Origin of the sequence: Streptomyces sp. Ac-502 (assembly GCF_045222935.1) — a bacterium.
GTDB classification, from domain to species: domain Bacteria; phylum Actinomycetota; class Actinomycetes; order Streptomycetales; family Streptomycetaceae; genus Streptomyces; species Streptomyces monomycini.
The window spans coordinates 6237784-6257883 of sequence record NZ_JBHFFO010000001.1 but is presented as its reverse complement, the minus strand read 5'-3'; the positions used below and the strand labels follow the sequence as shown (position 1 = coordinate 6257883).

The window sequence follows — 20100 nt, the reverse complement described above, 5'->3', positions numbered from 1 at the left end:
TACCCCTTTCGAGCGATGCCACGCCGAGCCGGAACGGCCAGCGGATCGCTACGGAAACGTGCGGCGGAGGCCCTGCGCGCCCCGGGCAGGAGGCGTGACGCAGCAGTCCGGGGCGCACCGGGGCACCGGACCGCGCGTTCGGTCAGCGCACAACCGGTCGGCCCGCGCCCCCGCTCACCCCGCGCGCCGGCTCGCCTTCGAACGGGACCGCTTCTCGACGTACATCCGCTGGTCGGCGGATTGCAGGACCTCCTCGGCCGACATCCCGCAGGCCGCCCATCCGATCCCGAAGCTCGCGCCGACCCGTACGCCGCGCCCGTCCACCCGGATGGGCGGGATGATGCCGTTGCGCAGCCGGACCGCGAGGTCCTGCGCGTCGGCCTTGCCCAGGCCGTCCGCGAGCACCACGAACTCGTCACCGCCGAGCCGGGCGACCGTGTCGCCGTCCCGCACCCCGTTGGTCAGCCGCCGGGCCACCTCGATGAGCACCGCGTCACCCGTGTGGTGCCCGAACCGGTCGTTGATCGACTTGAAGCCGTCCAGGTCGCAGAAGAGCACCGCGAGCCCCTTGGCGCCGTCGTCCTCCGGCCCGTCCGACGGCGCGACGACGTGGACGTGGTGGTCGTACGGCCCGGCCGGCCCCCGCTCCGGGCCGTCGGCGGCGTCGTACCCGTCGAAGACCTCGGGGCCGTCCGAGCCGAACCCGTGCGCCTCCTGGAAGGCGGCGACCGACGCGGCGGAGGCGGCGGAGGCGTACGCGTCCGCGTCCGAGCCGGGCGGGCGCGAACACAGCCGGGCGCCGAGCCGGGCCCGCAGCTCGGCGCTGTTGGGCAGGCCGGTCAGCGCGTCGTGGCTGGCGCGGTGCGCGAGCTGGAGTTCGTGGCGCTTGCGCTCCTCGATGTCCTCGACGTGGGTGAGCAGGAAGCGCGGGCCGTCGGCGGTGTCGGCGACGACGGAGTTGCGCAGCGAGACCCACACGTACGTGCCGTCGCGGCGGGCGAGCCGCAGCTCGGCGCGGCCCCCTCGGCGGAGGTGCGCAGCAGGGTGCCGATGTCCTCGGGGTGGACCAGGTCGGAGAAGGAGTAGCGGCGCATCGCGGAGGCCGGGCGGCCCAGCAGGCGGCACAGCGCGTCGTTCGTACGGTGGAGCCGGCCGTGCTGGTCGCCGCCCATCTCGGCGATGGCCATGCCGCTGGGCGCGTACTCGAACGCCTGCCGGAAGCTTTCCTCACTGGCGCGCAGGGCCTGCTGCTCGCGCTCCAGGCGGACCAGCGCGCGCTGCATGTTGGCACGCAGCCGGGCGTTGCTGATCGCGATGGCGGACTGGAACGCGTACATCTGCAGCGCCTCCTGCCCCCACGCGCCGGGGCGGCGGCCGTTGCGCGGCTTGTCGACGGAGAGCACGCCGAGCAGCTCGCCCCCGCCGTTCGCGGCCGTGTACATGGGCGCGAAGAGGCGGTCCATCGGGTGCCACTCGTCGGGGAAGCGCGGCTCGGGCCCGGCGGCGTGCCACTGGGGCACGTCGTCATCGTCCAGCACCCAGCCCTCGGTGTGCGGGATGAAGCACAGGCCGCCCCAGCGTTCGGCCATGTTCAGCCGGCGGTCCCACGAGCCGCGGGAGCCGACCCGGCCCGCCATGAGGGCCTCGGCACCGGCGCTGCCGGCCACCGCGGCCACCACGAGGTCACCGTCCGGCCGCACGAGGTTGACCGCGGCCAGCTCGTACCCGAGCCCCGTGATCACTCCGTCGGCGACGGTCTGCAGGGTGTCTGCAAGGCTGCGTGCGGTGTTCAGTTCGGCGACCACTTGGTGCAGCTGCCTCAGGGTCGCAAGACGGACGTATGGCTCCGACTCGGTCTCCATCGCTCGCTCTCCCCGAGACCTCGACAGCAACTCCAGGATTCTGTGTCGTCCGATTGCCACGGCCACTGAATCACAGTGAGCTGTTCACTCGGTACACAGGGTCAACAATTACCGGCTGCTGTGACTCAAGTCACAGAGCGTGGCGGCCATTTGATGATCTTCAAATAGGCGCCGTTGGAGGCACTTCTACAATTCCTGAACGCAAATCCGGACGCACGACGCACTCGTCCGCCGGACCTAGGCCACGCCTGGTCCCCGGGCCCGATGCGAGCAGCCTACGGCCCCCGTTAGCGTTCATGGCGTGTTCACGAAAACCTCCGCCGCCACGCCCGGCGATCGCCCCGCGGCGCCCGCCACGCCACTCTCCGCGCCCGGTGAAGGGTCGATCCCCCATCCTGGAGGGGTGAGTGACGACGAGTTCCGCGCCGCCCTGTCCCGGCTCGCCGCCGGGGTCGTACTGATCACCGCGCACGATCCGGAGGACGGACCGCGCGGCGAGGACGTGGGCATGACCGCCACGGCCTTCATGTCGGTGTCGCTGGAACCGCCCTTGGTGATGGTGAGCGTTCGCAACGACTCCCGTATGGACGACCTTCTGGTGCATCAGCCCCTCTGGGCGGTTTCGGTGCTGTCGCAGGGGCAGCGGCACATTGCGGGCCGGTTCGCCATGAAGAACCGCATCAGCGACCGACTGCTCTTCGAGGACATTCCTACGGAACGGGGCGAACAGGCCGGAGCCCCCTGATCGGCGACGCCCTGGCCCACCTGGAATGCCGCACGGAACAGCGGGTCGTGGCCGGCGATCACACGCTGGTGATCGGACGCGTACTGGCGGCGGACGTGGCGGGGGACGACAAGGGGCCGCTGACGTACTTCCGGGGGAAGTATCGGCATTTGGGGTGAGGGGGCCGGAGGGCAGGGGCTACGGGGCTACGGGGCTACGCGGGCCGTAGGCCGCTGCCGAGGAGGGGCTCGGAGGCTCGGAGCCTTCAACTCCAGTCGCGGCCGGAGCGGCCGCGCTTGACGTCGCCGCGCTGCTTCTTCTCCCGCAACCGGCGTTCGTTGATCCCGCGCGGTATCCGGCTCTTGCGCCGGGGCTTGGGCGGCGGCGCGGTGACCTCGGCGAGGAGCGAGGCGAGCCGTACGGCGGCGGTCTCCCGGTTGCGCCACTGGGAACGGTGCTCGGAGGCCCGTACGGACACCACTCCGCCGTTCAGCAGGCGGCCGCGTTCGGCCAGCCGCTGGAGCGCCCGTTCCTTCCACACCTCGGGCAGCGCATCGGTGGCCGCGACGTCGAAACGCAACTCCACCTGACTGTCCGACGTGTTGACGTGCTGCCCGCCGGGCCCCGAGGAACGCGTGAAACGCCACACCAGCTCGGCCTCCGGAAGAGCGACCGAACCGCGGATGACATAGGGCCCTGACATGCCCTCATGATCCCGCGTCCACCCGCTCCCGTCACCTTCTTTTGCCGCATCCCCCGGCCGCCCGCCTTCGCACGTGGTCCCTTCCCGCCCCCGGCATCAGGAATTGGCAAAGAAAGTAAAGGGAGCTGGAACCCGACGGTCCCTTCATCGCGTTGTGCAGGGTGACGGTAGCTTCGTCCGCAGTACGGAGCCCGACGATTCGACGAGGAAAGGGACATCCCCATGGCTGTAAGCCTGTCCAAGGGCGGCAACGTCTCGCTCACCAAGGAGGCACCGGGCCTGACCGCCGTCACGGTCGGCCTCGGCTGGGACGTCCGCACCACCACCGGCACGGACTTCGACCTCGACGCGAGCGCCATCGCGGTCAACACGAGCGGCAAGGTCTACTCGGACCAGCACTTCGTCTTCTTCAACAACAAGGTCACGCCGGACCAGTCCATCGAGCACACCGGTGACAACGTCACCGGTGAGGGCGAGGGCGACGACGAGCAGATCAAGGTCAACCTGGCGGCCCTCCCGGCCGACATCGACAAGATCGTCTTCCCGGTCTCGATCTACGACGCCGAGAACCGCAGCCAGAACTTCGGCCAGGTGCGCAACGCCTTCATCCGTATCGTCAACCAGGCCGGCGGCGCCGAGATCGCCCGCTACGACCTGAGCGAGGACGCGGCCACCGAGACCGCCATGGTCTTCGGCGAGCTCTACCGCAACGGCGCCGAGTGGAAGTTCCGCGCCGTCGGCCAGGGCTACGCCTCCGGCCTGGTCGGCATCGCGAAGGACTTCGGCGTCAACGTCTGACCCCGAACTTCCCTCCCCGACGCAGCCCCCTCCGGAGCACCCCGCCCCAGACCGGCCTGCGCCTCGGAAAGCCATACCCCGCACCCCGCCAGGACCTTGGTCTTGGCGGGGTGCGGTGCATTGGGGGCGGCTTGGTGTGGGGCGCGGTGCTTGCGGAGGGGCGGGAGCTCGGGGGGGGGGGCGGGAGCGTCGCTCGGGCTGAGAGGGGCCGAAGCTCGGGGCCGGAAGCGTCGCTCGGGCTGAGAGGGGCGGGCGGCCGGCCCTCCGACCCTCCCCTTTACAGCTCGTCCAGGTCGACCGCCTCAGCCATGGCGCGGTATCCCGCGTCGCTCGGGTGCAGGTGGTCGCCGACGTCATAGGCCGGGGCCAGGCGGTCCCGGTCGGCCGGGTCGGCCAGGGCCCGGTCCAGGTCAACGACCTCGTCGTACTCGCCGGAGGTGCGTATCCACTCGTTGAGCGCGTCCCGCTTGGCCTCGCCCCGCTCGGAGTAGTACCCGGCGCCCTTGAACGGCGTCACCGTCGCACCGATCACCTTCACCCCCGCCGCGTGTGCCTGGCGGATCAGCGAGCGATGCCCCTGGATGAGCTGGGCGAGCGACACGTCCGGAGCCGGGCCGCCGGGCCAGTCCGGCGAGACGCTGGCACCGATGTCGTTGATCCCCTCCAGCACGATGACCGTGCCCACGTCCGGCTCACCGAGCACGTCGTGCCGGAAGCGGGCCACGCCCTTCTCCCCGGCCCACGTCGAGTCCGCGGTGACCCGGTTCCCGCTGATGCCCTGGTTGAGCACACTGCGCGGGTGTCCGGTGGCCGCGAAGCGCTCCGCCAGCACGTCCGGATAGCGGCGGTTCGCGTCCACGGTCGCGCCGTAGCCGTCGGTGATGGAGTCGCCGAAGGTCACCACCGCTCTCCGGCGGGTGTCGTCCTTGCCCCCGGCGACCTCCACCCCCGACAGGTAGTACCAGGACTGGGACTGCTCGGTGAAGGCCGCGCCCCCGGTGTCCGCACGGTGGTCACCCGCCGCGCGGTAGGTCGTGGCCTGGGCCGACTGGTGGAAGGTGGCCGGCCCGGTGGGCCCGGCCAGGTACAGCGTCACGGTCAGGGACTCCAGGGCCTTGACCTTCATCGGCAGCCTGTCGCTGCGCACCTCGCCGCCCGCTGGCACGGTCACCGACTGCTGCCGCCCGAAGAGCAGCTGCCGTACGGTCCCGTCCTGCACCGTCGCCCCCTTGCCCGTACGGGCGACGGTCGCACCGGTCACCGTCAGCGGCGTCCGGCCGTAACGGTTGGACAGCTCGAAACGGGCCTGGTCACCCCCGTACTGACCCGGACCACCTGCCGGACCGTCTGGTCGGTGAAGCCCTGCGTCGACCAGTTCGGGCTCAACGCGTGCGGTGCCTGCGCGGAGGTCGCCCAGGCGCCCCGCCAGCGCTGCCCACCGCCGTGGTCACCGTCCCGCGCTTCCGCAAAGCGCCCGGTGCTCCCCTCGCCCGGCCCCGCCACGGTCCCCGATACCCCCGCCACGGGCGCCGCCGCGGCCACCGCGGCCGCCTCCCGCTCCGTACCGAGCACCGGAAGTGCCACCAGTGCCGCGGTGGCGAACAGTGCGACGCCCGCGCGTCTGGTCATGGAACCTGTCATGCTCCGTCCCCACCCTCTGCTGTGTTGCCTCGTTTGTCCGCTGACCTGTCCGTGGCCCTGCCCTTAGGCCAGACCGCTGATCTGCCCGTGAGCCTGTCCGTGGGCCCGTCCGCGCCCGCCTCCGTCCGCTACGACGACCGCGACGGCGCGGACGAACGTACGAGCGTGACACCATCAAGAACGTGATCGACCTCGGCTATTCCCTTTCCCGCCGTTTTCCGGACCCGCCGCAGACGGACTACCGCACCGCGGACGTACGGGCCCTGCGCCACGACCTCTTCTGCGGCGACGTCTACCTGGCCGACACCAAGGAGGACCGCGAGGTCCAGACCTCCTGGGGCTGGGTGCCGGTGCTGGACTTCGCCTGGGCCCTGTGCGACATCGTCGAACGGATCGACCGCGACCCCTCGGCAACCGCGCCGCTCAGCCGCAGTTCGCGGAGCTGGATTTCACCGAGTCGGCGGACCGGATGTACTTCGAACGCCGCTTCGGGTGGGTGGACGTCGACGCCGACTGGATGCCGGCCGACGAAGCCCCGCTCACCTTCCAGCACTCCGCCCTGCGCCGCGAGGCCCGCGACTTCCTGCACGACCTGATCGCCGACCTCACCGACCTGCACGACGGGCTCGGTGACAACCCGGCCGTATGGGACCTCCAGGCCCGCTTCCCCCGCGTCTGAACCCTCGCCCCCGCGCGCGCCGGCCACCCCGCTCGCGCGCTCCACTCACCCTTTCCACTCCGCCACTCCCCTCCCCGGCCGGTCTGCCGTGGACCACTCCCCGTAAACCACTCCCCATGACTTACTCCCCGCCGTACCCCCCGCTCACTCCACCCGCACCCCTATCTCCGCCGCGAATGCCGGCGCCAGGTCCATCAGCTGCGCCGAACTGATCACCGCGCCCGCCAGCCGGTCGATCCCCCGGGCGATGTCCAGCCGGGCCACCCCGCGCAGGTCCACATCGCGCATCCGTACGCCGCTGAAGTCCACCCGGGACAGCGTGCAGTCGTCGAAGCTCACCCGTTCCAGCTCCGCGCCGGCGAAGTCCGCCTCCACCAGTACGCATCCCTCGAAGGCGACGTCCTTCAGCTTCGCCTTGCGCAGATTCAGGAAATCGATCTTCCCGCCGCGCACCACCACCCGCTCCAGCGCCGCCGCGTGCATCTGGACGCCGCCGAGCCGCGCGTCCAGAACCTCGACATCCCTCAGCGACGCCTGCGACAGGTCCGTCCCCACGCCGCGCACTCCATCCAGCACGCTGTCGATGAACCGCGCCCGGCTCAGGACCGTTTCGTCCAGCGCGCACCGCCGCAGAGCGCAGTCCATGAACCGGGCCCCGCGCCCCGGCTGCCCCGTCAGGTCGGCGTCCGCGAACTCCAGCCCGTCGTAATCCCCCTCGGTCTCCAACTCGGCGTCCGCATACGCCTGGAGCTCCGGCAGCCGCACCGTCGGCCGCCGCACCTCCCGCACCGAACGCCCCGATCCGCCCTGCCGCACCGGCCGCCCCGTCCCGCCGTCACGCTCCCTCACGTCCGCCCACCGCCTTCCTGACCTTCCGTCCCGAACCCAACCGCACGACCAACTGACCCCATCGTGAACCACCCCACTGACAATTCCCCGGACCAGCCGGCTGACCAGGGAAAACGGCCCTCGGACCGCAAGAGCCGACTGCCCCTCGCGCCACGTCATCGGACGTCAGCCCGCATCACCCCGCATCAGCTCATGACAGCTCACCTCTACGGACCGGAAGACCCAACCTTGACCTCAACCAAGGTTGAGGAAACAGAGTGAGGGCCAACGGCACGGCCACCCGCCCCGCCGGCCCGCCCGGCGGGCAGCCACCACCCGCACCAGGAGAACGCCATGCACGCAGTCCGGTTGCACGCCTTCGGCCCCGCCGAGAACCTCGCGTACGAGCAGGTCGAAGATCCCCGCCCGGGCCCCGGCCAGGTCCGGATCGCCGTGGCGGCGGCCGGCGTCCACCTGCTCGACACAGCCCTGCGCGAGGGCCTCACCGGCGGCCCCGCACCGCTCCCCGACCTGCCGACCGTCCCCGGCCGCGAGGTCGCGGGCACGGTGGACGCCCTCGGCGAGGGCACGGATCCCGTATGGCTGGGCCGCCGGGTCGTCGCCCACCTGGGCATGAACCCCGGCGGCTACGCCGAGAAGGCCGTCGTCGATGCCGAAAAGCTGCACGACGTCCCCGGAAACCTGGACGAGGCCCAGGCCGTAGCCATGATCGGCACCGGTCGCACCACCATGGGCATCCTGCTCTTCGCCGACCTCACCGCCGACGACATCGCGATCGTCCCGGCGGCGGCCGGCGGTATCGGCTCCCTGCTCGTCCAGTACGTGAAGAACGCCGGCGCGACCGTCATCGGCCTCGCCGGCGGCCCGGCCAAGACCGAACGTGTACGGAAGCTGGGGTCCGACCTCGCCGTGGACTACAAGGAGGCCGACTGGCCCACCGGGGTACGCGCCTTCCTGGACGGGCGTGACGCCCCCGGCGCCACCCTCGTCTTCGACTCCGTGGGCGGCGCACCGGGCCGCGCCGCCGTGAACCTGCTCGCCCGCGGCGGACGCCACCTCGTCTTCGGCTGGTCCTCGGGGGGCCTGCTGACCGGCGGGCCGCTGGAGTTCGCCGACGGTGAGCTCGCCGAACGTGGCATCACCTCGGAGCACGTACTGGGCCCGGCGATGATGGCCAAGGCGGGCGGCGACCACCCGATGCGCACCCTGGAGACCGCGTCCCTCGCCGAGGCGGCGGCCGGCCGTCTCGTACCGGACGTGCAACGTTTCCCCCTGGCCGAGGCGGCGGCCGCGCACCGCGCCCTGGAGAACCGCGGCACGATGGGCAAGGTCGTCCTCATCCCGTAGCCGTAGCCCATAGCCCGTAGCCCTTCCGGCTACGCCTCACTCACCGCCCCCTTCAGCCTCACCACCTCCACCCCTCCCCCTCCCCCTCACCCCACCACCCACAACCCCCGCTCACTCGCGTTCAACCACCGCCCGCCCGCCTCCGTACACGTCACGATGTCCCCGATCCGCACGCCGAAGCGTCCAGGAAGGTAGATTCCCGGCTCGACCGAGAAGCACATTCCGGGCACCAGCGGCAGCTGCTCGCCCTCGACCAGGTACGGCGGCTCGTGGGTGAGGGCGCCGATCCCCCGGCCCGTACGGTGGGCGAAGTACTCGCCGTAGCCCGCCGCGTTGACGACCCGCCGGGCCGCGCGGTCGATCTCCTGGCAGGCCGCCCCCGGGCGGACCGCCTCGAAGGCGGCCTGCTGCGCCTCCCGTACGACGCCGTGCACCTTGCGTTCCTCGGCCGACGGCGGCCCTACGTGCACGGTCCGCCCGGTGTTCGAGCCGTAACCGTCCCGCAGGCCAGCGAGATCGAGCACCACCATGTCACCGTCGGCGATGACCCGGTCGCCCGCCTCGTGCCGCGGGTCGGCCCCGTTGGGCCCCGACCCGACGACCGCGAAGGCGACGACCTCATGGCCGTTTTCAGCCAGCAACCGTGCGACGTCCGCCGCGACTTCGCTTTCCCGCCGCCCGGCGAAGCGCAGCCCGAGGACCGCCTCGTACGCGGCGTCCGAGGCCGCCGCCGCGGCTGCCAGCCGTTCCACCTCGAAGGTGTCCTTGACCGCACGCAGCATCGGCAGCGCCTCCGTCACCGCGAGATACGAGGTCCCCGGCGCGGCGCGCTGCAACGCCAGCAGGTCACGGGCCCACGTCATGTCCGAAACGCCGTAACGCCCGGCCGGCTCCAACCACTTCGCAAGGAGGGCGTACGGATCCGCCCCTCCGCCCAGGCGGCCACCGACAGCGCGCCCGCCCCTGCGGCCTGCTCCGCGACGGGCCGCTCGTCCGCCGGTACCAGCAACCGTGGCTGCCCCCGCACGGGCACGATCAGCGCGGTCACCAGCCCCCTGAAGCGCGCCGGCGTGTAACCGCACAGCCACACCATCAACGGCCCAGGCGTCACGATCGTCCCCGCCAGCCCCGCGTCCTCCGCGGCGCGGGCCGCCCGCGTCAACCGCCGCCCGTAGTCCTCGGCCCTCATCGAAGTCGCCATGGCGAGAACCTACGCCTCTACGCGCGAGCCCCACCCCGTCCAACACGTCACAGAAAGGCCGCGGGCAGCGCCCCGGGCCGCCCCCTCCGCCGCACCCACCGAACCGGGCACAAGATATCGGGTACGGGACCATGCGGTCCTCCTAACGTCATAGACGTAAGGGAAGGAGATCCGGAGTGCTGGAACGGCTGAACGAGGCCCTGGAACACATCGAGGCGCACATTCGCGGCCGGATCGAGGTGACCGAACTGGCGAGAATCGCCATGACGTCGGACTACCACTTCCGTCGCATGTTCTCCGCGCTCGCCGGGATGCCGTTGTCGGAATACATCCGCCGCCGGCGGCTCACGGTCGCGGGAGCCGAAGTCCTCGCCGGAGACCGGACACTGCTGGACATCGCGGTGCGGTACGGATACGGCTCGGGTGAAGCGTTCGCGCGGGCTTTTCGCGCCGTACACGGCGTGGGCCCGGGAGAGGCCCGGCGGGACGGCGCTCCGCTGCACGCCCAGCCCCGGATGTCCTTCCGTCTCATTGTCGAAGGAAGCAGCAGTATGCGATACCGGATCGTGGCGAAGGAACGGTTTCACGTCGTGGGAAAGAAGGCGCGGGTCCCGCTCGTCCATGAAGGGGCGAACCCGGCGATCGCGGAGTTCGTCCGGAGTATCGGCCAGGAGACGATACGGCGGATCGCCGCTCTCTCCGACCAGCAGCCGGAAGGCGTCGTAGCCGTGTGCGACGACCTCGACCCCAGCCGCGCGGAGGGCACCGACCTCGACTACTACCACGGTGTGGTGACCCAGGCGGACGCGCCGGACGACCTGGACGCGCTGGTCGTCCCGCCGGGCACCTGGGCCGTTTTCGAGCATTCCGGGCCGTTCCCGGAAACGCTGCAGATTCTGTGGCGCGACGTGTTCACCCAGTGGTTTCCGTCCAACCCGTACCGGAGCAGGCCGGGCCCTGAAATCCTCCGCACCCGCCTCTCGGAAAACGGAAACGAGGCAGACGCGGAACTGTGGATTCCGGTGGAACGGATGGCGATTTCCGACTGACGCGGCCCGTCCGGCCTCGTTGTCCTATGCCTCGGCGGCTATGGGGTCGGTGCCGGGGCCCGGGGCGGCCTGGGAGCTGTGCACCGCCGAGAGGAAGTAGGCCGCAGCCACCGGGTTCTCGGCAAAGGGCGGTTCCAGCCGGGCGGCCCTGATGAGCAGCCCTATGGGGGACTCCCGTTTGTACAGCAAGACGTCCTCGGCCTCCCGGGACGGCATCGGCGACGGCAGATGGGCTATGCCGTCGTCGGTGAGCCACCTGCTGATTTCGGAGGCCCGGCCGATGCTGAGACGGCCCCATTCGGCGTTGTACTGCTCACGCAGCCAGCCCATGGAGACGGCTGCCACCCCGTTGCCGTCGTCCAATTCGCGCCAGACGGCTTCCCGGTCCCGGTCCCGCATAGTCCCCTCGCCCTGATGTAACGGATGACGGGATTGTCGCATCAGTGCCTCCCGGCACCGGACGGGGGCGGTGCTGGCCGGGGCCTTGGGCGTCATGCGTTAGCGCAGCGTTAGTCGGGCGACGGCGAAAAAACAGCGGTGGCCGGCAGTCTTGTTCTCACCAACCGACGCCGAACGGGGAGAAAAAATGTCGCACCTCACCACTCTTGGTCACGTCCGCAAGGCCGCCGCCGCCGTGGTCATCGCCGCCGCCGCATTCGGGCTCACCGCCTGCGGCCAGGGCGGCGACAGCAAGGCCGCTTCCTCACCGTCGACGGCCTCGTCCGCGTCCTCGTCGTCCACTTCCTCGTCGTCCGCCTCCGATGGCGACCGGCAGGCGCCCGCCACCTCGACCAAGACCACCCAGAAGACCTCCCACGGCGCGTCGTCGAGCGCAGCCAAGGAGACGGGGGAGCGCTGCACGAACAAGTTCGACTACGCGGACGACCCGAGGTCCAACGCCGAGATCAACAGCATCGGCGCAGAAACCGGCCACTGCCCGACCCCCAAGAAGAAGAACGCCACACCGCCCGGCACCCCCAAGAAGCCCGGCGTCAGCTGCACCAACCAGATCAACTACGCAGGCGACCCCCGGTCCAACGCCGAAATCAACACCATCGGCGACAAGACCGGCTACTGCCCGCCGATCAAGCACTAAGGGGCTCTCGCGGTACGCCCCTCGTCTCGCCCCCAGCAGAGCATGTCCGTCTCTGCTGGGTACTCGTCACAGATGACGACACGAAAGGCCAAGACCGGCACGTTCGCGGTCGCAACCTGCGTCGCCATCACCCTGATTCTGCAGTACGAGACAGAAGCGTCCTGGCTCCGCTCCGCCCTGTGGGGAGCCCTGGCCACGCCACTCGCCTTCTGGATGTCCTGGGTGCGGACCCGCATGAACGAGCACGCCAGGGGTGGGGCCGCCGCCACTCACGCTGACGCACGGCCCGGCCGGCGAACGATCCCCGGCATCCCCACCCGCCTCCTCCTGTCGGAGATACGGGCGTTCCCCGGACGGATCACCCCGACCCGGTGACGCTCAGCGGCGCGACGTCACCGAGAAGGCGACACCGACTGCGCCTTGTTGCTCACGCGGGCCGTCTATACCCTCGACCTGACGGGTCGTCAGGTAAGTCGCCGGCGCGGCGACCGCTGAGAGGGGCCTCATGACTGGCCAGACGAACGGTACGCACGGCACCACCGACACCACCGACATCCCCCGCGTGATCAGCGTCGACGACCACGTGATCGAACCGGCGCACCTCTTCGAGACCTGGCTGCCCGCCAAGTACCGCGAGCTCGGGCCGAAGCCGTTCACCGCCGGCATCGGCGAGCTGGCGTACGTCGGCGGCAAGTACAAGTTCACGACCGATCCGGCCGGCCAGCTGACGGACTGGTGGCGGTACGAGGGAGACCTCTTCCCGTACAAACGGATCATCGCGGCCGTCGGGTTCTCCCGGGACGAGATGACGCTCGACGGCATCACTCGCGAGCAGATGCGGCGCGGCTGCTGGGACCCGAAGGCGCGCCTCGCGGACATGGACCTCAATCATGTCGAAGCGTCGCTGTGCTTCCCGACCTTTCCCCGGTTCTGCGGGCAGACCTTCGCCGAGGCCCGGGACAAGGAAGTCGGCCTGGCGTGCGTCCGTGCGTACAACGACTGGATGGTGGAGGAATGGTGCGGGGGCAGCGGCGGTCGGCTGATTCCGCTGTGCCTGATCCCGTTGTGGGACGTAGATCTCGCCGTGCGCGAGATTCGGCGTAATGCCGCCCGAGGGGTGCGTGCCGTGACCTTCAGCGAGATCCCCACCTACCTGGGGCTGCCGAGCATTCACTCAGGCTACTGGGATCCATTCTTCGCGGAGTGCGAGGCGACGGGGACGGTCGTGTGTATGCACATCGGCTCGTCGTCACAGATGCCTGCGGCCTCGCCGGATGCTCCACCGGCCGTGCAAGCGTCGCTTTCCTTCAACAACGCCATGGCGTCGATGATGGACTTCCTCTTCAGTGGCGTCCTGGTGAAGTTCCCCCGACTGAAGCTGGCGTACGCGGAAGGGCAGATGGGCTGGATTCCGTACGCGCTGGAGCGAGCGGACGACGTGTGGGAGGAGCACCGCGCCTGGGGCGGCGTCCGCGACCTGATCCCAGAGCCGCCCTCCACGTACTACTACCGGCAGATCTTCTGCTGCTTCTTCCGCGACAAGCACGGCGTCGCGTCGATCGAAACGGTTGGCGTCGACAATGCCACCTTCGAGACCGATTATCCGCATGTCGACTCGACATGGCCGCACACCAAGAAGGTGGCCGCAGAACACGTCGCCGGAATGCCGCCGGACGTGGCTTACAAGGTCCTCCGGGGAAACGCGATCCGGATGCTCGACCTGGATTTCGACAAGACGCGGTGATGGCGGGCGGGCAAGTGTCCCTTCACCCAAGGTCCCCGCGCCTCGTGAGATCGCGTCGCGGCTCGGCATCGCGGCGGGTGAATCTGTGCGTCCGCATGGCGTACGAGTTCCTCGCCGACGGGAAGCCGGTGCGGCAGGCGACCAACTGAGAGCTGTACCGCATCATCGAGGGCACGATCGTGGTGCTGCCCGAGGGTGGGCGGCCGTACGGAGGATGGCCGGTCGGGGCGGCGGACATCATCGTGCCGCACGCGCACTGCGAGATCGTTTACGAGGCCCCCGCCGAACGCCGTACGTAGAGTGATCCGGACCCGCACGGCCGGCACGACTTCTCCGGGGACCCAGGTGACATCTCTCCTCACGCAGTTCAAGCTCGACCTCTCCCGCTGGTACGTGCGCTACGCCCCCGGCACGCTCGGCAAGGCCGGCATCGTGGAGTCCTATCTGAACGCCGGACTGCGCGACCACCCACGCATCCGCCGGGCCCGTACGCGCTTCGGCGCGACGTTCGTCACCGACACCCAGGACCTGATCCAGCGGTACATCTACCTCTTCGGGGTGTGGGAGCCGCACCTGACGCGGTGGCTGGAGCGTCGGCTCCGGCCTGGCGACGTCTTCGTGGATGTGGGCGCGAACATCGGCTACTACAGCCTGCTCGCCTCACGGTTGGTCGGTACGGAGGGGGCTGTGGTTGCTCTGGAGGCGTCCCCCGACTTCCACCGCGTGCTGCGCAAGCAGGTGGCGATCAACGGGTGCGGAAACGTTCGTGCGGTGAACGCCGCGATCTCGGACCGCGAGGAGATGCTCACCTTCATCCTCGCCAGCTCGCACAACATGGGGGCCAACAGCATCGTGCCGTATGCCGGTGAGGCCGAGTCCACCTTCGAAGTGGCTGCTCAGCCGCTGTCGGACGTCCTCCGCCCTGATGAGATCGCGCGAGCGCGAGTGATCAAGATCGACGTGGAGGGCGCGGAAGGCTCCGTTGTACGGGGGCTGGTCCCGCTGCTCGACCAGCTTCGGCCCGACGTGGAGCTGGCCATCGAGGTGACGCCGCAGCGGATGCTCGAACTGGGCGAGTCGGCCGAGGAATTGCTGGGCGCGCTGCGGACGAACGGTTTCCACATGTATCGCCTTCAGAACGACTACACCGCCAGCCGTTATCCGGCAGCCCTGCGACGCACATCAGCGGTGCCGGTCCGGTGGCGGGAGCCGATCACCGAGGAGAGCGAGCTGCTCTTCTCCCGCATTGACGCTGAAGTCCTGCCGTAGATTCGGGAGTGGACGGTGCAGCCATTGCGCCGGTACGCCAACACGTCATCGCCTCGACTCCACCAAGGGCTCAGCCGAAGGGCGTCGCGGGCGCCTTGCCGTCGGTGTGTGTCCCGCCGGGCGAGGTCTGCGCTGGGGTGGACAGCGGTGAATACGGCGAGGCGGGCTGAGATCCCTCCTGAGGCATCGTGTGGTCCGGCTCGTCGAACGTCACGCTGTTCAGCAGCGCCACGATGTCGGAACAGTATGCGTCCCAATGCCCCTCGCACGGCGTCGTGAGGTTGAAGGAAACGAGACACTGCTCCTGGCCCTCCACCCCCTCGGGTACCGGAAGGTACACCTGCATTTCTGCCATCGGCAGGTTCAGGTCTTCCCCCGATGCGGAGGTTTCAGCGGGAATGTGGAAGCCGTTCACGCCCGTCAGCACCGCTGCAGGCCCGACCGGGGTGTCGAATACCGTTCCGGCCCAGGAATCTCCCCGCGCGGCGATCAGAGCACGCACCATGCCGTCCGCCGCGACTGCCGCATCCCCGAATGCGAAGGGCGTCACCGTGACGAGCAAGGTGCCGAGGGACAGTTCACCTTCGTAGGAGCGTAGGCAGGTTCCCGCGTACAGTGTTCCGGACTCTTCGAGTGCCTGCGACACCTTCTGCAGGTTAGCCACAAGGTTCTCGTAGGCTACGGGTCTCGCTTCGAGAGCTTCCCTTGAGACGCGCGTGATGAGTTCCTGCCGTGCTTCTTCGACGGTCATCCCTATGGGAATTTCCGTGAAGCCCGCAGGTGCGATGAATTCCAACTTCAGCTGCCCGTCTGGTCGTGGTGCGGCCCCGCAGGAGGGGGAGGAGGGGAAGGCGGCGAGACGGGGAACTGGGCCGCCTGCTGACGGCGGAAACGCTCAAGCAGTTGCAGGTTCTCTTGATGCCAGCGCCTCGTGTACCGCGGCCCGAGAGCTGCCCCGGCCAGGCACAGAAGGCCGACGAGGCACGAGCCCACTGCCGTCGGCACCGTCTCACGAACGGCCCACGCCAGCGCGAAGAAACCGGCGGCGAGGACGCAGCACACGCCGATCAGCCGAGCCGGGCGCCACCCCTCATAGGCTTTGACCTGCCTCTGCGCACGCGCAGCACGCTCCGGGTGGATCAGCGGCGGGACAGTGGCCGACGGATCGTGGGAGGCAGTCCCTGGCCAAGGCTGAGCAACGGCGCTCCACGAGCCGGCTGCCTGCACGCGCGCCAGGGTCGCCTGGGCGCGCTGCCGGGCCCCCGGGCTGTCGTCGCGCGTGAACAGCAAACGGCGCTGCCCTCGTCCGTAAGGCTCGTCCGCACTGAGCGCATAGCCCGACTCCGCGCCGATCCAGGTAATCCGGTCAGCACGCATCGCCCCGAACCCGGTGAAGACGACTTCGACAGTCGGGCGTCCGTCGAAACGTGCTGCTACCGCCGCCTCGTCCTCGTCTCTCATGCTCTTCTCTCACCCGCCGTCGTTGCTGTCCCGGTCTTTCGCGCTGCCCTTCTTCCACGCATTCTCCATGGCGACCAGCAGAGGGCCGGCACCGGGAATTCCCATCTCTACGGCCTGACGGCGGTCCGTCGGCTTGAAGTTCTCGAACACGGACGGGTCCCCGAACAGCCCTGCCCAGGAGTCGACCAGCCCGAAGTTGGAGGCCGCGTCCGCCGCACGGCTCTTGAATATCGCGGTGCCCAGCTTGCCGCCGACGCGGACTGCACCACCGAACGGGATCGTGCCCAGCGCATCCTGCGCCAGCGTCCGGTTCGACACGACATCTTCTCCGCCCGCCATACGAGCGGTGCCGTGCAGTACGAGCGCTCCTGCCGCGAAGCCGGACGATGTGACCTCCAGGCCGGCGGCCAGCGGCCCTAGAACGATCTCCGAGGGAGGAAAGACGAGACCGAGAGCAGCGATACCCACTCCGGCAGCGCCGAGTATGGCACTGACCGTCGACAGGACATCACCGACGGCAGCAATGGCATTGGCGTGATTCTTCACCCAATCCCAGGCTTGATGCGCCAGAAGGGAATTAGCCTCGGCCAGCGACTTGATGGCGTCGCCGATTCGGTCCAGCAACCCCGGCTCGTCGGGAGCTTCTTCCGCGGCTTTGCGTACCGCCTCAGCGATCTTCTCCGCAGCCTCGTCATGCTGCTGCTTGAGGCGTTTCGCGTCCTCGATGAGAGTGTTGAGAGCGTTTCTGGCAGCATCAAGCTCTTTGACTGCCCGGTTCAGCCGCTGCTCTGCGTTGTGCAGCTCTTCATCGGTGTCGAATGTCTGCCCTGCCAGCCCCAGGTTCGGGTTCCCCTCAGCGTCCCGCACGCGCGAACGAGCGGTTACCGCGCGGGCCTCCAGGTCAGCCGACCGGGACTTCATACTGCTCAGTTTCGCGGACCACTCGTTCAGCTGGAAACCGCAGTCATAGAAGCTTTGCGTCGCAGCGTCGACCAGCTTCGGCAGTTCCTTCACCTGCGCGGAAAACGCGTCCGCGGCGACGCCCTTCCACGCGTCCCCGCCGCGGGTGATGGAGTTCAGGGTCTGCCAGACCGAACTCAGGTTTCTGTGCGCCTCGAACGACTGGTCCGTGAGTGCACGCACCGCCGAGAGGCTTCCGGGGGCCGGATCGAAGCCGAGTCCCGGGAATCCTGCAGCCTCGGTAGGTATCTTCCCGCCACCGCTCATGGGCCCCCTACCCGAAGACCCGGGACGTGCCACCGGGTGCCGATGCCGATGCCGAATGCGGCGACGAGGAACCGGGGAAGTCCCCTCAAGGCCCTTGGCGAACGCTTGCTGAATTCCCGTCTCGCAAGCTCGGTACGATTCCGCAGTGGCTTCGACCGATCCGCGTACGGAGTTCGCCAGCCCGGCGATCTGCCCGATTCCGTACTTCCACTTCGACTGAAAATCGGAACAGGCGGAATCCAAGGAGTTGTGCCCCAGCTGCCCTGCGGTGGCTTGATCCATCTTGCGCGTCACGGTCCGCATCCCGATGACGCTCTCGTCGAGCTTTCGCGAGATGGAGCCGAGTTCGTGCACATCGACTTTGAAAGTCCCCGGCAAGAGAGCCCTCCCCTTTTCTCCTGCGCATGTCTGCCGTACAGGCAGAGCAGCCTAACAGCGACAAGATCCCGGCGGGGCGGGGAGGGCCAACCATTACCACGCCTTAACGGAGGGAGTGGTGTGGCGGGGGCCGTTGTGCAGCAACCCAGCCTGGTTCCGAGCAACGTTCATCCGCCACCGCGACATGGCATTGTCGTGTCGGTATCCGGGCCCGGCGGGCCAGATGGCGGAGAGCGGCTGAAGGGGAGTCCGACATCCCCCTCAGCCGCTCTCAAGTAGTGACTACGCGGTCCCGTACCGCCAATCATTCATCGCCGCCAGAACCCGAGCGCGCGCCTCCACCACCGCGAACCGCGCCTCCCGCTCCCCCTCATGAACATGAGCCGCCTGGCTCGTCGCCTGTCCAGGCCACTTGCGGTACAGCAGCCCCGTCTCTGCGGAGAAGTGGCCGCGGCTGACCGCGCTCAGGGCCATCAGCAAGCCCGTGTCCTCGCTTGCCGGCAGGGCCATCCAGCCGCCCAGGGCCAAGAGCAGATCGCGGCGCATGAAGAGGGTCGCCGGGTGGACCTGGGCGCGGTAGTTGTGGGTCTTCCAGTGTTGGAGGACGGCGCCGCGTTCGATCGGGCCCTCGGGCGGGTCCTGGTCGAAGCCGACGGTGGAGCCGTCGGGGAGGAGGTCCAGGGCGCGGGAGGTGGCCCAGCCGAGCGAGGGGTCGGCGGTGAGGGCCTGGAGGTCGCGGGCCAGGGCGCCCGGGGTCAGCATGTCGTCGGCATCGAGCACCTTGACGTACTCGCCCTCGGCGCGGGACAGGCCCAGCGTACGAGCGATCGCCGCGCGTCCCTGCCTGCCCTGGCCGAAGGATATCCGCGGGTCGTCGGGCAGGTGGGGCGTTACGGCGTCGGTCTCGCCGTCCTCCTGGATCACCCACTGCCAGTCCCAGCCGTCGGGCAGTTGCTGCTCGGTCAGCGACTTGTACGCGTCGGCCAGGAACTTCGCGGCCGGCGGGTGGACGGCCGTGATCACCGTGATGAGGTTCGTCATCGTCACCACCGGTCCAGACGGGTCGTGAACACCAGCTCGACGCGGTCGCCGGGCATGGTCACGTCGGAGACGTCCACCACCCGCCCCTCGGTGTCGATGGAGATCTTGCGGAGCACGATCACGGAGACGCCCTTCTGAAGGCCGAGCTCCTCGGCCTCCTCTGTTGTCGGAGGCCGGGCCGTTACCCGCTCGACGATGTGGTCGATCTCGATGCCGATGGTGTGCAGCTGGCTCTGCGTGCCACCCGGCCACGGCTCGTTGGACTCGTCGAGAAGGTCCGGGTTGGCCGCCACCACGTCGTGGCCGAGGCGTGAGCACACGAGGCTGAGAGCCCCGCCCCCGTCGCGCGGGTAGGTGCGGTAGCTGCGTTCGAGCAACCGGGTGCCTACGGGTACGGCGAAGGTTGCCGCCAAGTCCTCGTCGGCCTTCGTATCGCGGTACCGGGCCTTGAAGACGAGATCGGAGACGGTGAGTCCGGTGTCGTGCTCGGTGGCGCCGGTCTGCCGGCGCTCGTCCTGTGTCGCGCGCGCCCGGTCCTTTTCCCACTGGTGACGTTCGTTGGTGCGTTCCGCGCGCTGCGGAGGCTCGCGGACGAAGTTGCCGACGCCGTGCCGCTTGTCGATCAGCCCCTCGGCCAGCAACTCACCCAGCGCGTCGCGCATCGTCGGAACGCTGGTCTTGTACTGCTTCGCCAGTGTGGTCTCCGCCGGCAGACGCTCTCCCGGCCTGAGCCGACCTGCGCGGATGCGCTGACGCAGTTCGTCAGCGATCCGCTCGTACTTCTTGGCCATGGGGTGCTCACCGTCCCTGATCGTCGGACGGTTGCAGAGTAAGTCCTGAAGAGGAGTAGACGACACCAGGACTGGGCTGTAGGGATTACTTCTCAAGAGCACCCGGGCCAGCTCTGCCGACCCGTTTACCAACACCTCGCGCCCAACACAGAACAAGGCGTCCGATGATGCCCCCAGCCACCGCCTGAAGAACCGCCGGCGGTCGGCGGGAAGTTGAGGTGAGGCGAGGTGAGACGAGAT

General features: G+C 69.2%; 18 protein-coding genes and 4 pseudogenes. 9 read left to right on the top strand and 13 right to left on the bottom strand.

The genetic code is table 11. The features are described from left to right. Nucleotides 1-174 precede the first annotated feature (174 nt). Complete coding sequence (locus ACEXOX_RS28620; RefSeq protein ID WP_406524025.1) at nt 175-978, bottom strand: GGDEF domain-containing protein; 804 nt, start codon at nt 976-978, stop codon at nt 175-177. Nucleotides 979-1130: 152 nt separating this feature from the next. After that, nucleotides 1131-1862: pseudogene (locus ACEXOX_RS28615) on the bottom strand (GAF domain-containing protein); the annotation flags it as partial. A gap of 403 nt (nt 1863-2265) precedes the next feature. Here ACEXOX_RS28615 and ACEXOX_RS28610 point away from each other — a divergent pair. Then, nucleotides 2266-2765 (top strand): annotated as a pseudogene (locus ACEXOX_RS28610) (flavin reductase family protein). Nucleotides 2766-2851: 86 nt separating this feature from the next. Here the strand turns inward: ACEXOX_RS28610 and arfB are convergent. Then, nucleotides 2852-3289 carry an alternative ribosome rescue aminoacyl-tRNA hydrolase ArfB gene (gene arfB, locus ACEXOX_RS28605; RefSeq protein WP_030022316.1) on the bottom strand — a complete coding sequence of 146 codons (438 nt, stop codon included), beginning with the start codon at nt 3287-3289 and terminating at the stop codon, nt 2852-2854. Nucleotides 3290-3511: 222 nt separating this feature from the next. On the opposite strand from arfB, the gene ACEXOX_RS28600 reads away from it, so the two are divergent. Next, nucleotides 3512-4087 carry a TerD family protein gene (locus ACEXOX_RS28600; protein WP_030022317.1) on the top strand — a complete coding sequence of 192 codons (576 nt, stop codon included), beginning with the start codon at nt 3512-3514 and terminating at the stop codon, nt 4085-4087. A 277-nt stretch (nt 4088-4364) separates the two neighbouring features. On the opposite strand, the gene ACEXOX_RS28595 is transcribed toward ACEXOX_RS28600, so the two are convergent. Then, nucleotides 4365-5348, bottom strand: coding sequence for an SGNH/GDSL hydrolase family protein (locus ACEXOX_RS28595; RefSeq protein ID WP_406524024.1), 984 nt, complete (start codon nt 5346-5348; stop codon nt 4365-4367). Nucleotides 5349-5350: 2 nt separating this feature from the next. Next, complete coding sequence (locus ACEXOX_RS28590) at nt 5351-5716, bottom strand: hypothetical protein (protein ID WP_406524023.1); 366 nt, start codon at nt 5714-5716, stop codon at nt 5351-5353. Between the two features lie 194 nt (nt 5717-5910). Here ACEXOX_RS28590 and ACEXOX_RS28585 point away from each other — a divergent pair. Then, nucleotides 5911-6407 (top strand): annotated as a pseudogene (locus ACEXOX_RS28585) (hypothetical protein). 144 nt (nt 6408-6551) lie between these two features. Here the strand turns inward: ACEXOX_RS28585 and ACEXOX_RS28580 are convergent. Continuing rightward, nucleotides 6552-7196, bottom strand: coding sequence for a pentapeptide repeat-containing protein (locus tag ACEXOX_RS28580; protein ID WP_406526497.1), 645 nt, complete (start codon nt 7194-7196; stop codon nt 6552-6554). Between the two features lie 393 nt (nt 7197-7589). Between ACEXOX_RS28580 and ACEXOX_RS28575 the strand changes: the two genes are divergently transcribed. Then, on the top strand, nt 7590-8603 hold the full coding sequence (locus ACEXOX_RS28575; RefSeq protein ID WP_406524022.1) for a zinc-binding dehydrogenase: 1014 nt from the start codon (nt 7590-7592) through the stop codon (nt 8601-8603). 86 nt (nt 8604-8689) lie between these two features. Here the strand turns inward: ACEXOX_RS28575 and ACEXOX_RS28570 are convergent. Further along, nucleotides 8690-9792, bottom strand: a pseudogene (locus ACEXOX_RS28570) (M24 family metallopeptidase). Nucleotides 9793-9980: 188 nt separating this feature from the next. Here ACEXOX_RS28570 and ACEXOX_RS28565 point away from each other — a divergent pair. Beyond that, nucleotides 9981-10853, top strand: coding sequence for a GyrI-like domain-containing protein (locus tag ACEXOX_RS28565; RefSeq protein ID WP_406524021.1), 873 nt, complete (start codon nt 9981-9983; stop codon nt 10851-10853). 24 nt (nt 10854-10877) lie between these two features. Here the strand turns inward: ACEXOX_RS28565 and ACEXOX_RS28560 are convergent, their stop codons facing one another. After that, complete coding sequence (locus tag ACEXOX_RS28560) at nt 10878-11252, bottom strand: hypothetical protein (protein ID WP_406524020.1); 375 nt, start codon at nt 11250-11252, stop codon at nt 10878-10880. Nucleotides 11253-11439: 187 nt separating this feature from the next. On the opposite strand from ACEXOX_RS28560, the gene ACEXOX_RS28555 reads away from it, so the two are divergent. The 4 genes from ACEXOX_RS28555 to ACEXOX_RS28540 all read left to right on the top strand — a co-directional run bounded on the left by ACEXOX_RS28555 (nt 11440) and on the right by ACEXOX_RS28540 (nt 14962). Next, a complete protein-coding gene (locus ACEXOX_RS28555; RefSeq protein WP_406524019.1) occupies nt 11440-11949 on the top strand; it encodes a hypothetical protein in 510 nt (169 codons plus the stop codon). 72 nt (nt 11950-12021) lie between these two features. Then, on the top strand, nt 12022-12324 hold the full coding sequence (locus ACEXOX_RS28550) for a hypothetical protein (protein ID WP_406524018.1): 303 nt from the start codon (nt 12022-12024) through the stop codon (nt 12322-12324). A 130-nt stretch (nt 12325-12454) separates the two neighbouring features. Then, complete coding sequence (locus ACEXOX_RS28545; protein ID WP_406524017.1) at nt 12455-13693, top strand: amidohydrolase family protein; 1239 nt, start codon at nt 12455-12457, stop codon at nt 13691-13693. 345 nt (nt 13694-14038) lie between these two features. After that, the gene (locus ACEXOX_RS28540; protein WP_406524016.1) at nt 14039-14962 is read left to right on the top strand and encodes an FkbM family methyltransferase; all 924 of its coding nucleotides are present in this window, start codon (nt 14039-14041) and stop codon (nt 14960-14962) included. Between the two features lie 70 nt (nt 14963-15032). Here the strand turns inward: ACEXOX_RS28540 and ACEXOX_RS28535 are convergent, their stop codons facing one another. The 5 genes from ACEXOX_RS28535 to ACEXOX_RS28515 form a co-directional block, all read right to left on the bottom strand. Beyond that, on the bottom strand, nt 15033-15713 hold the full coding sequence (locus ACEXOX_RS28535) for a hypothetical protein (RefSeq protein WP_406524015.1): 681 nt from the start codon (nt 15711-15713) through the stop codon (nt 15033-15035). 47 nt (nt 15714-15760) lie between these two features. Next, the gene (locus ACEXOX_RS28530) at nt 15761-16423 is read right to left on the bottom strand and encodes a hypothetical protein (protein WP_406524014.1); all 663 of its coding nucleotides are present in this window, start codon (nt 16421-16423) and stop codon (nt 15761-15763) included. Between the two features lie 9 nt (nt 16424-16432). Beyond that, a complete protein-coding gene (locus ACEXOX_RS28525) occupies nt 16433-18028 on the bottom strand; it encodes a putative T7SS-secreted protein (protein WP_406524013.1) in 1596 nt (531 codons plus the stop codon). A 282-nt stretch (nt 18029-18310) separates the two neighbouring features. Beyond that, nucleotides 18311-19069, bottom strand: a complete 759-nt coding sequence (locus ACEXOX_RS28520) for a glycosyltransferase family 2 protein (protein ID WP_406524012.1) — start codon at nt 19067-19069, stop codon at nt 18311-18313. 2 nt (nt 19070-19071) lie between these two features. After that, nucleotides 19072-19860: a GntR family transcriptional regulator gene (locus ACEXOX_RS28515; protein ID WP_406524011.1), complete on the bottom strand. Its 789-nt coding sequence runs from the start codon at nt 19858-19860 to the stop codon at nt 19072-19074. Nucleotides 19861-20100 lie beyond the last annotated feature (240 nt).

Coding starts and splice junctions, on each gene's coding strand:
- arfB (WP_030022316.1), bottom strand. CDS start 3,289: ATGTCAGGGCCCTATGTCATCCGCGGTTCGGTCGCTCTTCCGGAGGCC.
- ACEXOX_RS28600 (WP_030022317.1), top strand. CDS start 3,512: ATGGCTGTAAGCCTGTCCAAGGGCGGCAACGTCTCGCTCACCAAGGAG.
- ACEXOX_RS28590 (WP_406524023.1), bottom strand. CDS start 5,716: ATGACCAGACGCGCGGGCGTCGCACTGTTCGCCACCGCGGCACTGGTG.
- ACEXOX_RS28575 (WP_406524022.1), top strand. CDS start 7,590: ATGCACGCAGTCCGGTTGCACGCCTTCGGCCCCGCCGAGAACCTCGCG.
- ACEXOX_RS28560 (WP_406524020.1), bottom strand. CDS start 11,252: ATGCGGGACCGGGACCGGGAAGCCGTCTGGCGCGAATTGGACGACGGC.
- ACEXOX_RS28555 (WP_406524019.1), top strand. CDS start 11,440: ATGTCGCACCTCACCACTCTTGGTCACGTCCGCAAGGCCGCCGCCGCC.
- ACEXOX_RS28550 (WP_406524018.1), top strand. CDS start 12,022: ATGACGACACGAAAGGCCAAGACCGGCACGTTCGCGGTCGCAACCTGC.
- ACEXOX_RS28545 (WP_406524017.1), top strand. CDS start 12,455: ATGACTGGCCAGACGAACGGTACGCACGGCACCACCGACACCACCGAC.
- ACEXOX_RS28535 (WP_406524015.1), bottom strand. CDS start 15,713: ATGACCGTCGAAGAAGCACGGCAGGAACTCATCACGCGCGTCTCAAGG.
- ACEXOX_RS28530 (WP_406524014.1), bottom strand. CDS start 16,423: ATGAGAGACGAGGACGAGGCGGCGGTAGCAGCACGTTTCGACGGACGC.
- ACEXOX_RS28520 (WP_406524012.1), bottom strand. CDS start 19,069: ATGACGAACCTCATCACGGTGATCACGGCCGTCCACCCGCCGGCCGCG.
- ACEXOX_RS28515 (WP_406524011.1), bottom strand. CDS start 19,860: ATGGCCAAGAAGTACGAGCGGATCGCTGACGAACTGCGTCAGCGCATC.